13 protein-coding genes and 1 pseudogene are annotated in these 14,309 nt (G+C 64.2%); 7 read left to right on the top strand and 7 right to left on the bottom strand.

Features of this window, described 5'->3' with window-relative positions; translation table 11 throughout:
• Positions 1-909: an NAD(P)-dependent oxidoreductase gene (locus DCM79_RS18480; RefSeq protein WP_257175717.1), complete on the bottom strand. Its 909-nt coding sequence runs from the start codon at positions 907-909 to the stop codon at positions 1-3.
• 166 nt (positions 910-1,075) lie between these two features.
• On the opposite strand from DCM79_RS18480, the gene DCM79_RS18475 reads away from it, so the two are divergent.
• The 6 genes from DCM79_RS18475 to DCM79_RS18450 all read left to right on the top strand — a co-directional run bounded on the left by DCM79_RS18475 (position 1,076) and on the right by DCM79_RS18450 (position 7,382).
• A complete protein-coding gene (locus tag DCM79_RS18475) occupies positions 1,076-2,059 on the top strand; it encodes an ABC transporter substrate-binding protein (RefSeq protein WP_257175716.1) in 984 nt (327 codons plus the stop codon).
• A 72-nt stretch (positions 2,060-2,131) separates the two neighbouring features.
• Positions 2,132-3,826 (top strand): dihydroxy-acid dehydratase, encoded by a 1,695-nt coding sequence (gene ilvD / locus DCM79_RS18470; RefSeq protein WP_257175715.1) that lies wholly within the window; start codon positions 2,132-2,134, stop codon positions 3,824-3,826.
• Between the two features lie 82 nt (positions 3,827-3,908).
• The gene (locus DCM79_RS18465) at positions 3,909-4,754 is read left to right on the top strand and encodes an ABC transporter ATP-binding protein (protein ID WP_257180786.1); all 846 of its coding nucleotides are present in this window, start codon (positions 3,909-3,911) and stop codon (positions 4,752-4,754) included.
• Complete coding sequence (locus DCM79_RS18460; RefSeq protein WP_257175714.1) at positions 4,751-5,536, top strand: ABC transporter permease; 786 nt, start codon at positions 4,751-4,753, stop codon at positions 5,534-5,536. The genes DCM79_RS18465 and DCM79_RS18460 overlap by 4 nt, the downstream gene beginning before the upstream one ends.
• Entirely contained in the window at positions 5,536-6,300 is a 765-nt protein-coding gene (locus DCM79_RS18455) for an ABC transporter permease (protein WP_257175713.1), read from the top strand. Before DCM79_RS18460 ends, DCM79_RS18455 begins: the two co-directional genes overlap by 1 nt.
• 35 nt (positions 6,301-6,335) lie before the next feature.
• Positions 6,336-7,382: a peptidase M29 gene (locus DCM79_RS18450; protein WP_257175712.1), complete on the top strand. Its 1,047-nt coding sequence runs from the start codon at positions 6,336-6,338 to the stop codon at positions 7,380-7,382.
• Here DCM79_RS18450 and DCM79_RS18445 read toward each other — a convergent pair.
• From DCM79_RS18445 to DCM79_RS18420, 6 genes and pseudogenes are all read right to left on the bottom strand, one after another.
• A pseudogene (locus tag DCM79_RS18445) lies at positions 7,379-7,504 on the bottom strand (IS481 family transposase); the annotation flags it as partial. The gene DCM79_RS18450 and the pseudogene DCM79_RS18445 overlap by 4 nt on opposite strands.
• 124 nt (positions 7,505-7,628) lie before the next feature.
• Positions 7,629-8,621 (bottom strand): 3-hydroxybutyryl-CoA dehydrogenase, encoded by a 993-nt coding sequence (locus DCM79_RS18440; RefSeq protein ID WP_257175711.1) that lies wholly within the window; start codon positions 8,619-8,621, stop codon positions 7,629-7,631.
• Positions 8,622-8,624: 3 nt separating this feature from the next.
• Complete coding sequence (locus tag DCM79_RS18435; protein ID WP_257175710.1) at positions 8,625-9,713, bottom strand: NAD/NADP-dependent octopine/nopaline dehydrogenase family protein; 1,089 nt, start codon at positions 9,711-9,713, stop codon at positions 8,625-8,627.
• Positions 9,710-11,236, bottom strand: coding sequence for a class I adenylate-forming enzyme family protein (locus DCM79_RS18430; protein ID WP_257175709.1), 1,527 nt, complete (start codon positions 11,234-11,236; stop codon positions 9,710-9,712). Before DCM79_RS18430 ends, DCM79_RS18435 begins: the two co-directional genes overlap by 4 nt.
• A gap of 2 nt (positions 11,237-11,238) precedes the next feature.
• Entirely contained in the window at positions 11,239-12,528 is a 1,290-nt protein-coding gene (locus tag DCM79_RS18425; protein ID WP_257175708.1) for an acyl-CoA dehydrogenase family protein, read from the bottom strand.
• A gap of 12 nt (positions 12,529-12,540) precedes the next feature.
• A complete protein-coding gene (locus DCM79_RS18420; RefSeq protein ID WP_373568085.1) occupies positions 12,541-13,356 on the bottom strand; it encodes an alpha/beta fold hydrolase in 816 nt (271 codons plus the stop codon).
• A gap of 182 nt (positions 13,357-13,538) precedes the next feature.
• Here DCM79_RS18420 and DCM79_RS18415 point away from each other — a divergent pair, with 182 nt between their 5' ends.
• Entirely contained in the window at positions 13,539-14,300 is a 762-nt protein-coding gene (locus DCM79_RS18415; protein WP_257175706.1) for an SDR family NAD(P)-dependent oxidoreductase, read from the top strand.
• The last annotated feature ends 9 nt before the right edge of the window (positions 14,301-14,309 follow it).

The following is a 14,309-nucleotide window of genomic DNA, read 5'->3' as shown; positions in this document are numbered from 1 at the left end:
TCAGCGCTTTGCGGCCGAAAGCTTGTAGATCTCCAGCGCGTCCGCTTCCGCGCCGTGCGCGGCCTTGGCCAGCCGAAAAAGTTGTCCGGCAAGCGAGGCCATCGGCACCGGCGTCGACGTCGCCTGCGCGACGTCGGCAACCGTATCGAGATCCTTGAGCATCGTGGTGATGTGACCAAGCGGCGGCGAGTGAATGCCTTGCACCATCCTCGGCACGAACAGCTGAAGCGGAATGGAATCCGCGAAGCCGCCGGCGAGCGCTTCCGGCAGGCGATTGGCGTCAATCCCGGCGTTGACGGCGAGACGCGTGGCTTCTGCCAGCACGGCCATCGCGCACCCGACGATGACCTGATTGCAGAGCTTGGTGGTCTGGCCGGCGCCTGTCGGGCCCATATGGGTGAGCCGGCGCGCCATGGCCAGCACGTAGGGCCGGACCCGTTCGATATCGTCTGCTTCTCCGCCCGCCATGATCGCAAGCGTGCCTTCCTCCGCGCCCTTGGTCCCGCCGGACACCGGCGCATCGATCCAGCCGGCGCCATTGGCGTCTTTCAATCGCTTTGCGAGGTGGCGCGCGGCATCGGGATGTATCGATGAGAAATCGACGACGAGCTTGCCGGCACCGGGCGCCGCGGCGAGACCCTCCGGTCCGAAGATCACCTCCTCGACGGCCGTTGCATCCGTCACGCACATGAAGGCGATATCCGAGTTCGCCAGGAGATCGCGAGGCGTGACTGCACGCTTGGCACCGGCTTCGACGAGCGGAGCCGCCTTGCCCTCAGACCGGTTCCAGACCGTGACCTGATAACCGGCCTTGAGCAGGCGCCGGGTCATCGGCGTTCCCATCAGCCCGAGGCCGAGATAGCCAAGCCTCTCGGCGCCGTGCGGGTTTGCCTTGCTCGCATCAGCCATAGGTTGCCTCATTCTGTCGCGGCGCGACGCCGGCTTATCATACATTTCGCGTCGGACGGCAGAACCCTCCGGCCCGCATGGCTTGCCTGAATGTTTGAACCATGAAACATTTGAGGCGGTCGGGTTGGGTGGCGCCCGTCGGCGCCGGAGCAGCGGAGTGGGCACGATGCGAACCGTTTCGAAGTGGATCCTGGCTTTGGGGGCGGCAGCTGCCGTGAGCGCGGGGGCAAGCCCGTCATGGGCGCAACAGACGATCCGCGTCGGCTGGACGATCCCGGCCGAGGAATCCAAGTACTGGATGATGCGCCGCCAGGCTGAATTTCCCAACCTCGGCAAGGCCTACAACATCGAATGGACCCAATTCCAGGGCACCGCGCCGATGACGCAGGCCTTGGCAGCCGGCGCGCTGGACTGCGCGACGCAGGCACCGCTGTCGCTTGCCAACGGCGTGGTCGGCGGCAATCTCAAGGCCTATATCGTGGCGCAGCACGTGTTCGAGAAGCCCGGCGGGTTCTCCGTCTATTGGGCCGTCAAGGATGACTCCCCGATCAAGAGCATCGCCGATCTCAAGGGCAAGACGGTTGGCATTTCCGTGATCGGCGGCGGGACCCAAGGTCCGTTCAATCTGCTCTTGAAGCAGAATGGCGTCGATCCAGCCAAGGATATCAAGCTGGTCGAGGTCGGTTTCGCGGTCTCCGAGGATGCGCTACGCCAGGGCCGCGTCGATGCAGTCAACATGAACCAGCCGTTTGCGGCGCGCGCGGAGGCAAAGGGCGGCACGAGGAAGCTGTTCTCGCTCTCGCAGGCCATGCCGAACATCGTGCATATCCTGGAAGCCTGCCGCGCCGATTTCGTCGACAAGAACCCCGAACTGGTTAAGGCCTATGTTCGCGACATCACCTCGGGCATGAAGAAGGCGCTGGCGAACCGCGAGGAGACTCTCAAGGTCGTCAATGAAGTGCTGAAGGCGCCCATTCCGGTGCTCGAGACCTACCTGCTCAAGGACAACGATTTCGGCCGTGATCCAGGCGCGGCACCGAACTTCCCCGCGATCCAGAAGATGCTGGATATCTACGCCGAGACCGGAATGCTGCCGAAGCTGGATGTCACGCAGTTCAAGCATCCGACCATCGTCGCTCCGCTGGAATAGGCGGGCCAGCGATCCGGGACAGGGATCCAGCGGCGTCTCGGATCCGGGACGCCGCACAATGAAGATGCACGTATGAAGAAGCTGCGATCACGAGTGACGACAGACGGTCTCGATCGGGCCCCGCATCGGGCGTTCATGCGCGCGATGGGGCTCGACGACGCCGCGATTGCGAAGCCGATGGTGGGCGTCGTCAGCATGAAGGGCGAGCAGACGCCCTGCAACATGACCCACGACTTCCAGGTGGCTGCGGCCAAGACCGGCATCGAGGAAGCCGGCGGCACGCCGCGCGAATTCTCGACCGTGTCGGTGTCCGACGGCATCAGCATGAACCACGAGGGCATGAAGTTCTCGCTGTTTTCGCGTGAGCTGATCGCCGACTCCATCGAAGCTGTCGTCCATGGTCTGGCCTACGACGCGCTCATCGGATACGGCGGATGCGACAAGACGCTTCCGGGCGTGATGATGGGCATGGTTCGCTGCAACGTGCCGTCCATCTTCATCTATGGCGGCAGCTCGCTGCCGGGCCGCGTCGATGGGCGTACGCTGACCGTGCTCGATTCCTATGAGGCTGTCGGCAGCTTCATGACCGGAGAGATCGACGGCACCACGCTCGAGCGGATCGAGCGTGCCTGCCTGCCGACGATCGGCGCATGCGCCGGCCAGTTCACCGCGAACACCATGGGCATGGTCTCGGAGGCGATGGGGCTGACCATTCCCAACGTCTCGATGGTGCCCGGCATCTATGCCGAACGCGCGCAGATCTCGCGGCGGGCGGGACGCCTGATCATGCAGATGCTGGCCCGTGGCGGACCGTTGCCGCGCGACATCGTGACGCGGAAATCCCTGGAGAACGGTGCGGCGATCGTTGCGGCGACGGGAGGCTCGACCAACGCCGCGCTGCATCTGCCGGCGATCGCGAACGAGGCCGGCATTGCATTCACGATCGATGATGTGGGCGAGGTCTTTGCCAGGACGCCGCTGATTGGAAACCTGCGGCCGGGCGGGAAATACACGGCAAAGGATGTCTACGACATCGGCGGCGCCGCGGTCGTGATCCGCGAGCTGATCCAGAGCGGTCACATCGATGGCAGCTGTATCACCATCACCGGCCGCACGCTTGCTGAAGAATACGGCGCGGCCAACGCGCCGGACGGAGAGGTGGTTTACCCGTCTCGTGTGCCGATCATGCCTGACGGCGGCGTGGCGGTGCTGAAGGGAAATCTCTGCCCCGATGGCGCCGTGATCAAGGTTGCCGGCCTGAAGAGCCAGCTTTTCGAAGGCGTCGCGCGGGTGTTCGAGGATGAAGAAGCCTGCGTCAAGGCGGTTCGGGATCGCACCTACGCGGCGGGCGAGGTTCTCGTGATCCGCAATGAGGGGCCGGTCGGCGGCCCCGGCATGCGTGAGATGCTCGGCGTCACTGCGCTGATCTACGGGCAGGGCATGGGCGAAAAGGTGGCGCTGATCACCGACGGCCGGTTCTCCGGCGCCACCCGCGGCATGTGCATCGGTTACGTGGCCCCGGAAGCATTTGTCGGCGGTCCGCTGGCGCTGGTTCGCGATGGTGACAGGATCCGGATCGATGCCGCAAACCGGCAGATGGATGTCCTGCTCGATGAGGGAGAGCTCGCCGCGCGACGCCGCGATTGGAAGCAGCGTCCGCCGCGCCATCGTGCAGGGGCGCTTGCAAAATATGCGCGACTGGTCGGGCAGGCGCCGGGCGGAGCCGTGACGCATGAAGGCCCCGCAGAATGGCCGTGGTTCGAATGACGTATCGCACGGGTGCGAAGACCTCCGCCTGTCTGGCAGGCTTCTTGCTAAGTCCGAGCCTTACGGTGAAGCGAGCGACGGAATGACGGTGGTGCCTGCGAGATCGAGCGAATGGGTGAGACCGGTGACATCACGAGAACCGGCTTCGGCAATCATCGAGATTGATCGCGTCTCGCAGGTCTTTCAGACCTCCGCGCGCAGGGATCATGTGGCGCTCTCGGACATCTCGCTGACGATCGAGGAGAGAGCCTTCGTCTCCATCCTGGGTCCGTCGGGCTGCGGCAAGTCGACACTGCTTTATATCGTCGGCGGTTTCGTCAACCCGACCAGCGGTGCGGCGAAGATGAAGGGACAGGCGATCACGGGCCCCGGTCCAGACCGCGGGCCGGTGTTCCAGGAATTTGCGCTGTTTCCGTGGAAGACCGTGCTCGGCAACGTGATGTATGGCCCCCGCCAACAAGGTGTGCGCGCTAGCGAGGCCGAAGCGCAGAGCTTGGCCTTGCTCGAGATGGTCGGCCTCAAGGGTTACGAGAACTTCTATCCCAAGGAGTTGTCGGGCGGCATGAAGCAACGCGTGGCGCTGGCCCGGACGCTGGCCTACCATCCCGAAGTTCTCCTGATGGACGAACCGTTCGGTGCGCTCGACGCCCATACGCGGACCCGCTTGCAGAACGACCTTCTCAACATCTGGGAGCGCGATCGCAAGACGGTGCTGTTCGTCACTCATTCGGTTGACGAGGCCGTCTTCCTCTCCGACAAAGTCGTCATGATGTCGAAATCGCCCGGCCGCATCCGCGAGGTCATCGACATCGATCTACCGCGGCCGCGCCGTCGCAGCGAGCTATTGCTCGACCCGCGCTATCAGAAGTACGTCGTCGATATCGAGCGCATGTTCGATGAAAGCGACGAAGCCGGGACTGCGGTATGATGTTGCCGGCAGCCCTGATCAGACGAGCCGCTCCGGTGCTGGTTTGTATCGGGTTGCTCGCGGTGTGGCAGGTTGCGTCGATCGTGCTCAAGAACGACAGCTTCCCGACCGCGGTCGAGGCGATCCGGGCGATTCCGGACATTCTCGGCGACAAGGAATCCCTCCTCAACATCCTGGCTTCGCTTCGCCGCATGGCTCTCGGGTTCTGCGTGGCGGTGCTGATCTCGATTCCGCTGGGCCTGTTGATGGGACGCAGCCGGAGCGTTGCGGCCTTTTTCAATCCGCTCCTGATGGTGATTTATCCGGTGCCGAAGGCCGCCTTGATGCCGATCATCATGCTGTGGCTGGGCGTTGGCGACATCACGAAGACATTGGTGATATTCCTCGGTGTCAGCCTTCCCGTGATCTATCACAGCTTCGAGGGCGCCAAGGCTGTCGAAGAGAAGATGCTGTGGTCGGGCGCCGCGATGGGACTTTCACCCGTTCAGCGCCTGGTGCGGATCGTACTGCCCGCGGCGCTGCCGGAAATCCTGACCGGCTGCCGCACCGGTCTGGTGCTTGCGCTGATCACGATGATTACCAGCGAGATGATCGCCCGGCAGTCAGGGGCCGGCAACATCCTGTTCAATGCGCTCGACATGGGCCAGTACGACACCGTCTTTGCGATGATCATCATCGTGGGCGCCATGGGAATCTGCCTCGATGCCATTTTCGAAAGGGTTCGTGCCAGGCTCGTGCGTTGGTCCGAGCCTCAGTTCGACATGCCGCTGAGTTTCTCCTGATGCCGCGCCTTCTTTCCGCAAACGTCCTTCTTGGCATTGCCCCGATCGCGCTGATCATCGCCCTGTGGCAGGGGCTGGTGTCATTCGGCTTTGCGCCCGCGGTCTTGCTGCCGCCCCCGGGCTTCGTCTTCGGCCGGCTGCTCCAGCAGCTCGCGACGTGGACCTTCCAGCAGGAAATCGCGGCGACCCTGATCCGGCTGTTTGCCGGGTTCGCCATTGCGGTCGTGCTCGGTGTCAGCATCGGCATTGCCGCTGCGGCAAGTCCAGCGATCAACGCCGTGGTTCGGCCCATTGTCCGCGTCCTAGCCCCGCTGCCCAAGGTTGCGCTCTATCCGGCGCTCTTGCTCTTGCTCGGGTTTGGCCACGGATCGAAGGTCACCTTGGTGGCCGCGGATGCGCTCTTTCCCATTCTGCTCTCGACCTATTATGGTGCGTCAACCGTCGAGCAGAAGCTGATCTGGTCGGCCATGGCGGCGGGAACGCCGCGCATCCAGATTCTGTTCAGGGTGGTGCTGCCGGCGGCGATGCCGTCGATCCTGACCGGATGCCGGATCGGACTTGTCATTTCCTGCATCGTGGTGTTTCTGGCCGAGATGATCACGTCGACGGACGGATTGGGGCACGCGCTCGTGACCGCGGCGCGAACCTTCCAGGCTGTCGACATGTTCGTGCCACTGATCACGATCTCGCTGTTGGGGCTGATCCTGAACGCCTTGTTGGGAGCCCTGCGGTCGTACCTCTTGCGCGGCTTTCCAGAAGCGTGATCTGAAGGAAGAATAAACAAGACCGGGAGTGACCCATGCTGGCTGACCGCATCGAGGCAAAATGGATCGACGCATTTTGCGAGATTTTCGAGCGATGCGCCGTCAAGGCCGGCGATACTGCGGCGATCCTGTCGGAGACGCAGTCGCGGGCGTTGAACGTTCATCTGGCGGAGCTCGCGCTGCTGCGCATGGGCGCGCGGCCGTTTCACGTGGTGATGCCGACGCCGCGCAACCGGAACATCGTTCCGGTTCGCTCCACCGGCGCGAGCGAGGCGATCCAGAAGCTTGGTCCGGTCATCACCGCGCTGCAGCAGGCGGGCTTCGTAGTCGATTGCACCGTCGAAGGCCTGATGCATGCGGTGGAGACGCCCGAGATCCTCAAGGCCGGAGCACGGATCCTGGTGATCTCCAACGAGCATCCCGAAGCGCTGGAGCGGATGGTGCCGGATTCCGCGCTCGAGAAGCGCGTTCGCGCGGCGGCGAAGATGCTGCGGGGGACCAAGCGGATGCGCGTGACCTCGAAGGCCGGCACAGCGCTCGACGTCGATATGGTCGGCGCATCCACTGTGGGTGTGTGGGGCTGGACCGACAAGCCCGGCACGCTGGCGCATTGGCCCGGGGGCATCGTCGTCAGCTTTCCCAAGAGCGGGACGATCAACGGCACGCTGGTGATGGCGCCAGGCGATATCAATCTCACGTTCAAGCGTTACCTGACGTCGGCCGTGAAGATGACTCTGAAGGACGACTATGTCGTCGAACTAGAGGGCGAGGGCACCGATGCCGCGATGATGCGTGCCTATCTCGCAGCCTGGGGCGATCGCGAGGCCTATGCGGTCTCGCATGTCGGCTTCGGCATGAACCCCGGTGCGCGTTATGAGGCGCTCTCGATGTACGACCAGCGCGACACCAACGGCACGGAGATCCGGGCCGTCTCCGGCAATTTCCTGTTCTCGACCGGCGCGAACGAATTCGCCGGCCGCTACACGGCGGGTCATTTCGACCTGCCGATGATGGGAACGACGATCGAGCTCGATGGCGTCGCGGTGGTCCGGGAAGGCGTGCTTCAGGACGTCTTCGGCTAGGTGTTCAGTCCCGAGGTCAAGTGGATCGGATCGCGACTGAAGCGGCTTGGCTCGCCACCCCATGCTTTACAGATGGCCTCGAATGGTGTGAGGCCGCGAAGGCTTTTGAGCCGCTTGGCGAAGTCGCTGTATCGCAGTTCGGATGGCATGCGTTGTCGTGGCGCTGCCGTGGAGTACCTGTCCCATAATCCCTCCCGGAATACGGGATCAGATTGACTGATTCCCCCACACTCCGGGACTAAACACCTAGTCGGGATCGAGCACCGGCGGACGTGCCAGATCGAAGTGGCGGAGCAAATCCACCATGGCCTGCAGGCGCTTCGCGCGATAGGCATCGACGTCCATCCCTGAATAATCGAGGAAGCCGGCGCCTGTGCGCAGGCCGATGCGGCCCTTATGCATGTTGCGGGAAATGACGTCCGGTGCCCGATAGCGGTCGCTGCCGAGCGCGCCCTCGAGATAGCGGCTCGCGTAGTAGAGGATGTCGCCGCCGCCCCAATCGATGAATTCGAGCAGGCCGAGCACGGCATAGCGGAAGCCGAAGCCGTAGCGAATCGCCTTGTCGATCTCTTCCGCGCTGGCGACGCCTTCCTCGACCATGCGCGCGGCCTCGTTCATTGCCAGCGCCTGGATGCGCGGCACGATGAAGCCGGGCGTCGCCGCGCAGATCACCGGCACCTTGCCGATGCCTTCCAGCAGGTTCTTGACCTCGTCGATGATGGTGGGGTCGGTGGCCTTCCCAGGCGAAACCTCGACAAGCGGAATGAGGTAGGCTGGATTGAGCCAGTGCACGTTGAGAAAGCGGCGGGGATTTACGATCGCGCCTGAGAGATCGTCGACAAGAATCGTCGATGTGGTCGATGCAATGATCGTGTCAGGTTGAACCTGCCTTGAAGCCGCCCCGAGCACCTCCCGCTTGAGCTCGACGACCTCCGGGACGCCCTCGAAGACCATGCCGGCTTCGGATAGTGCTGCGCCGCTCTGGCCAGCGGGCACCACCGAGACCCGCGCGATCAGCGGGTCAACATGCCCTTCGGTCAGCAGTCCCAGCTTCGACAGGCTGGCAAAGGTCTTGCCGATTTCACCCAGCGCGTCCCCCTCCAGCTTGGCGAACTCCTCCGCGGAACGCGCCTTGACATCGATCATCGTGACCTTGTGCCCTGCATAGGCGAACGCGACGGCAATGCCGCGTCCCATGCGGCCAGCGCCGAGACAGGCGATGTTGGCGCGACGCGTCATCGTTCAGTATCCATTGCGAAGCAGCGTCTGCAATTCAGCCTTGCCGAGATTGTCGAGGCCCAGTGTCTTGAGCGTTCGGCCGCCTTGCGCAAAATCCTCGCCGCAGACCGCGCCGCCAATCGACAGGAACGCTTTGGCCAAGGGAGTGGCCACGCCAGCCAGGCCGGCGACGGAGACCAGCAGCGACAGCCCGAGCCGCAGGTCCTCGCGCATATAACGATGCTCGGTCAGCACGATTCGTTCGCGCCAATCGCCGGAATCGGTCAGGCGGTCGTGCGAGCCGCGGCCGTACATCCAGATCTCGCCTTCCTTCGCGTAATGATGAGCGAGCGGGAAATGTGGCGCGCCATAGCCGAGCGCCTCGCGCACGGCAATCCGCTCGGCGTCGAGCGCATCCGTGACCCGCCGAATCGCGGCCTGCGTGCCTTCCTTGTGGATATCCCATCTCTCGAAGTGCTCGATCGGGCCGGCGTTCATCACGATCAGCGGCGGATGGATGATCGGGCCGGCATTCATCAGCGCGCCGGACAATGCGTCTCCGCACGGTTCGATCGCTTCGGGGAAAGCCCGTCCGATCACGGCGAGGGCGTGCGGCGCCTGGTCGAGCGGAAATACGCCGACCGGAAGCCGTTTGGCGCGGATGGTGATGGCGACTTCGAATGGTCCGTGCTTGCGCGTCAGCCACGGCAGCGTCCCGGTTTCGGCAAAGCTCGCCTTGGCGCGGTTGCCGGCGTCCCGCGCGGCTTGGGCGAAGATCATCGAGCCAAATGTCGCCGGCGGCAAGAAGACGACCTGGCCATCGCGCAGATGCGGGGCAAGCAGGCGGGCGATATCTGCTTGCGCGAAGGCAGGGGCGGGGCACAGGATCAGCTCCGTTCCGCCGACGGCCTCGGCGATGTCGGTCGTGACCAACGCGAGCGTCACGTCGTGGCGGCCGTTATGGTCCTTCACCAGGATGCGCGAGCCGGCGGCGCGATGCGCCGCGACCTGGTCGGCATCGCGGCGCCAAAGCCGCACCTCGTGTCCTGATAGCGTAAAATCGCCCGTGGCCGCGAAAGAGCCGTTTCCCCCACCCAGAACCGCAATCTTCAAGATGCTTCTCCCTGCGCGCGAGACTGCGCATCGAGCTGCTTCAGCAGGAAATGCTGGACCTTGCCCAGCGCCGTGCGCGGCAGGTCGGTGACGAAGACGATGTCGCGCGGCACCTTGTACCGTGCGAGTTGCGCCTGGATATGTGTTCTGAGTTCGTCCGCTTCGAGCGGTGAGCCGGATCTCCTGATCACGTAAGCGATGGGGACCTCGTCCCAGCGCGGATCTGGCCTGCCGATCACAGCGCATTCGCTGACATCGGGATGTTCGAGCAGGACGCGCTCGACCTCGGCCGGATAAACGTTCTCGCCACCTGAAATAATCATGTTCTTCTTGCGGTCGCGGACCCAGAAATAGCCATCGGCGTCGCACAAGCCGATATCGCCGGTGCGGTACCAGCCGTCGTGCAATGCCTCGCGCGTTGCGGCTTCGTTGCCCCAATACTCAAAGAACACATTGGGTCCGCGCACCGAGATCTCGCCCGGCGTGCCCGCCGGTACCTCGCTGCCGGAATGGTCGACCACCTTGGCTTCGCAGCACAGGCCGGCGAGGCCGGTCGATCCCGTGCGCGACAGATCGCCGCCCAGCCGTGTATAGATGGCGATGGGGCAGGTCTCGGTCGAGCCGTAGACCTGGAGCACTGGCACATCTCGTGCGACGTAGCGCTCGATCAGGTGCGGTGGGACGATGGTTGACCCGGTGGCGACGGCTTTGAGTGATGAAAGATCAGTGGCTGTCCAGGCCGGATGCTCGCTCACCGCCTGGATGATCGCAGGCACCATCACCGTGAGCGTCGGTCGTTCCCGTTCGATGGCCGCAAGCGCGCTATCAGGCGCGAAGCGCGCGTGAACCGTGACGGTCGCGCCTAGCTGCAGCGCCGGCGTGGTCTGGATGTTGAGGCCGCCGACGTGGAAGAACGGCAGCACGGTCAGCACGTGGTCGTCGGACGTCATGTTATGCATGTGCTGGCTCATGACGCCATTCCAGAACAGCGCCTCCTGGCGCAGCACCGCGCCTTTTGGCCGTCCGGTCGTTCCTGACGTGTAGACGATGAGCAGCGGACACGAGAGATCGGTGTGCGGGTTGCGGCTGGTGCCGTCGCTGCGCGTCAGCAGGCCTTCGAAGGTTGTGCCGCGGGCCGGCGCGAAGTCGAGGCCGACGACGGCTGTCCCCGGCGCAAGCTCGGAGAGCACGCCCTCGAAGGCGCGTTCGAGCACCAGCACTTTGGCGCCTGCATCGGTGAGAATGAAGACTTGCTCCGCGACGGCGAGCCGCCAGTTCAGCGGCACCAGCATCGCCCCCAGCCGCGCGCAGGCGTAGAGCAGAACCAGATAATCCGGCCGGTTCAGACTGAGGATCGCGACGCGGTCGCCGCGGCCGACGCCGAGCTCCTGCTTCAACGCCGTTGCGGTCCGCTCGATGCGCGCGGCGAACGCCGCATAGCTCAGCCGTTCGCCTTCGAAGACAATGGCCGTCTTGTCTGGCGAGAACGCCGCGTTGCGATCGATCAGGCTGCAGAGATCCACCGTCAGTCGTCCGTCTCGCCGGCCTCGTACAGCGCCTCGCGCCCGATCCGGTCGAGGCAGAGCTCGGCCGTCCAGGGCAGCATCAGCGAGCCGCAGCGGCTGTCGCGATAGATCCGCTCCAGCGGCAGGGAGCGGAGCATGGCCTGGCCGCCGCAAGTGCGGATCGCGAGCGCCGCTAGCTCATTGGCGCCCTCCATCACCGAATATTGTGCGGCATAAGCCCGTAACACCTGTTCCTTGCTCGGATTGGCGCAGGCCTCGGTGACGGCCTGGAACCAGATCGCCTTGATCTGCTCCAGCTTGATCTGCATCTGCGCGACCGCGATCTGCTTGGTCGGATACATCCGGCGCTTGACCGGCGGCATGCCCGGCATCTCGCCGCGCAGATAACGCACGGTGAAATCATAGGCGGCTTGCGCCAGGCCCATATAGGTTGGCGACAGAGTCAGAAACATATGCGGCCAGCGCATCGCGGCCTGGAAGTAGACGCCGCGCGGCATCAGCGCGGAATCCTCCGGGACGAACACGTCCTTGAACAGCAGCGTGCGCGACACCGTTCCGCGCATGCCGAGCGGGTCCCAATCGCCGACGACCGAGACGCCTTCCGATTTGGCCGATATCGCGAGGTAAAGCGTGTTGCGGCGAGACGCCTTCTCACCTTGCTCGATCTCGGTGCAGAGCACGCCGTAATAGTCGGCGTGGCCCGAGAGAGACGCAAAAATCTTCTTGCCGTTGACGATCCAGCCGCCTTCCACGGGCTTCGCCTCGGTGCCGAACGCGACGCCGCCCGCGGCCGCCGCGCCACCCTCGGAGAAAGGCTGCGAATAGATCGCACCGTCGTCGACGATCCGCTTGTAGTGGATCGCGCGTCTCCGTTCGTGCTCGGCGCGGGTCAGCGCGTCCATGTCGAGATCGTCGGCGAGGGGCCCCGACCACAGGGTCGAGCAGACATGCATATTCCAGGTCAGCGCGGTCGCGCCGCAATAGCGGCCGATCTCGGCGGCTGCCAGGGCGTAGGTCTGGTAGTTCGCGCCAAGGCCGCCGTGCTTCTTGGGAACGGCAATGCCGAGCAGGCCGACGCGATGCAGGTCGCGGTAATTCTCGGTCGGGAAGATTGCCTCGCGATCGTAGGTGGCGGCGCGATCGGCAAACACGGTCTGCCCGATCTCCCTTGCGCGGGCGATGATGCCGGCCTGCTCCTCGCTCAGGCGGAACGCGACGGGATCGAAGATCGGCGCATCCAGCGCGACCTTGTCAGTCGTGCCGAGAGTCTTGCTGACTTGCATGGTCATTGCGCAGTCACCTTACGCTTTGGTCGTAACGGAATTCAGAAAACGGCCGAGGGCCTCGTCGAATGCATCAGGCCGCTCGAGGTTGGCGAGATGGCCGACGCTGGGAAGCTCGACGTATTCGGCCCCCGGGATGTAGGTCGCCGTCTTCGCCATCATTGGCGCCGGCGCGTTGTTGTCCTTGGAACCGGATAGCAGCAGAGTGGGGACCGAGATATCCTTGAGTGTGCTGCGCTGGTCGAAGCCGATGAGAGCGAGCATCATGGCGCGATAGCTTGCCTCGGGTACGCTCCCCATGCATTCGCGCGCAAGCTCCATTCCCGCAGGATCCGGATCGTCGCCGACCAGCTCTTTCACCAGCGAGGGCGCTAGCGACTGCATCGTCTCGCCGCGATCGAGCGGGCCGAGCCGCGCCGCGATGAACGATTTCTGCCAGTCGCCGTCGGCCTTGCCGAAGGCAGGGCTAGTCTGCGCCAGCACGACCGCGCGCGCCAGTTTGGGGGATTGCACGAGCCATTTCTGGACGATCATGCCGCCGATCGAGTGACCGACCAGGATGGGTCTGGTGGCACCGAGCTGCGCGATGAATTGCTGGAGCGTGTCCGCCAGGGCAGCGATGCTGACGCTCGCGAGCGGTGCCGAGCCGCCATAGCCCGGCATGTCCCACGCGATGGCACGAAAGCGTTTGCCGAACGTAGCAAGCTGCCGTCGCCAGGCTCGCGCCGCGCCCCCGATGCCATGCAGGAAGATCAGAGGGATCGCATTCGGATCGCCCGCGGCTTCATAGGCGAAGCGTCCGTCCTCTGTTATCATTGGCCCAGGCTGCGGCACGCGACATCCTCTTGCTTGCCCCCATCGATGCTAACAGGCCTTTCGGGGATGGGAAGCGATAATTTTACACTTAAAGCAATTTCCGGGCCGGCCTCCGTCGCATCGATTCTGCGCCTTCGTTGCAAAAGTTTGAAGGTTAAAATATATCGGTGCAACGGTCACAGATCCGAGGGAGCCAGCGCATGTCCGGATTGCCGCACTCGCCGCACGCGCTGGTGACCGGCGGAGGCCGCGGCATCGGCCGCGCGATCGCGGCGGCTCTCGTCGGCGCCGGCGCGACCGTGACGATCATCGGCCGGAATGCCGAGGTCCTCCATGAGGCGATCAATGATGGCGCCGCGCATTTCGCCGCGGTCGCCGACGTCGCGAACGAGACTGTCTTGAAGGCCGCCATTGCCGAGGCCCATGCGCGAAGGCCGATCGATATCCTGGTTGCCAATGCGGGCAGCGCTGAATCCGCGCCATTCGCGAAATCGGACAGTGCCCTGTTCACGCGCATGATGGACATCAATTTCATGGGCGTGGTTCATTCCATCCACGGCGTGCTGCCCGGCATGAAGGACCGCCCCTATGGCCGCATCGTCGTGATTGCGTCGACCGCGGGCCTCAAGGGCTACGCCTATGTCAGCGCATACGTAGCGGCCAAGCACGCTGCGATCGGTCTGGTTCGTTCGCTTGCGCTCGAACTCGCCGGCAGCAGCGTGACCGTGAACGCGGTTTGCCCTGGTTTTACCGACACGGACCTCGTCGCCGGCAGCATCGACAACATCATGAAAAAGACCGGACGAAGCCGCGAGCAGGCCATCGCCGAGCTTGCCAAGCACAATCCGCAAGGCCGCCTGATCGCGCCTGAAGAGGTCGCGGACGCTGTGCTTTGGCTGTGCGGGCTGGGCGCCAGCGCGATCACTGGGCAGGCGATCGCAGTTGCGGGCGGTGAAATCTAGCGCGGACAG

The sequence above is a fragment of the Bradyrhizobium sp. WBOS07 genome (genome assembly GCF_024585165.1).
Classification (GTDB): Bacteria; Pseudomonadota; Alphaproteobacteria; order Rhizobiales; family Xanthobacteraceae; genus Bradyrhizobium; species Bradyrhizobium japonicum_B.
The sequence above is the reverse complement of the archived record's forward strand: the minus strand, read 5'-3'. Positions and strand labels throughout refer to the sequence as shown.

Coding starts and splice junctions, on each gene's coding strand:
- DCM79_RS18480 (WP_257175717.1), bottom strand. CDS start 909: ATGGCTGATGCGAGCAAGGCAAACCCGCACGGCGCCGAGAGGCTTGGC.
- DCM79_RS18475 (WP_257175716.1), top strand. CDS start 1,076: ATGCGAACCGTTTCGAAGTGGATCCTGGCTTTGGGGGCGGCAGCTGCC.
- ilvD (WP_257175715.1), top strand. CDS start 2,132: ATGAAGAAGCTGCGATCACGAGTGACGACAGACGGTCTCGATCGGGCC.
- DCM79_RS18465 (WP_257180786.1), top strand. CDS start 3,909: ATGACGGTGGTGCCTGCGAGATCGAGCGAATGGGTGAGACCGGTGACA.
- DCM79_RS18460 (WP_257175714.1), top strand. CDS start 4,751: ATGATGTTGCCGGCAGCCCTGATCAGACGAGCCGCTCCGGTGCTGGTT.
- DCM79_RS18455 (WP_257175713.1), top strand. CDS start 5,536: ATGCCGCGCCTTCTTTCCGCAAACGTCCTTCTTGGCATTGCCCCGATC.
- DCM79_RS18450 (WP_257175712.1), top strand. CDS start 6,336: ATGCTGGCTGACCGCATCGAGGCAAAATGGATCGACGCATTTTGCGAG.
- DCM79_RS18440 (WP_257175711.1), bottom strand. CDS start 8,621: ATGACGCGTCGCGCCAACATCGCCTGTCTCGGCGCTGGCCGCATGGGA.
- DCM79_RS18425 (WP_257175708.1), bottom strand. CDS start 12,528: ATGACCATGCAAGTCAGCAAGACTCTCGGCACGACTGACAAGGTCGCG.
- DCM79_RS18415 (WP_257175706.1), top strand. CDS start 13,539: ATGTCCGGATTGCCGCACTCGCCGCACGCGCTGGTGACCGGCGGAGGC.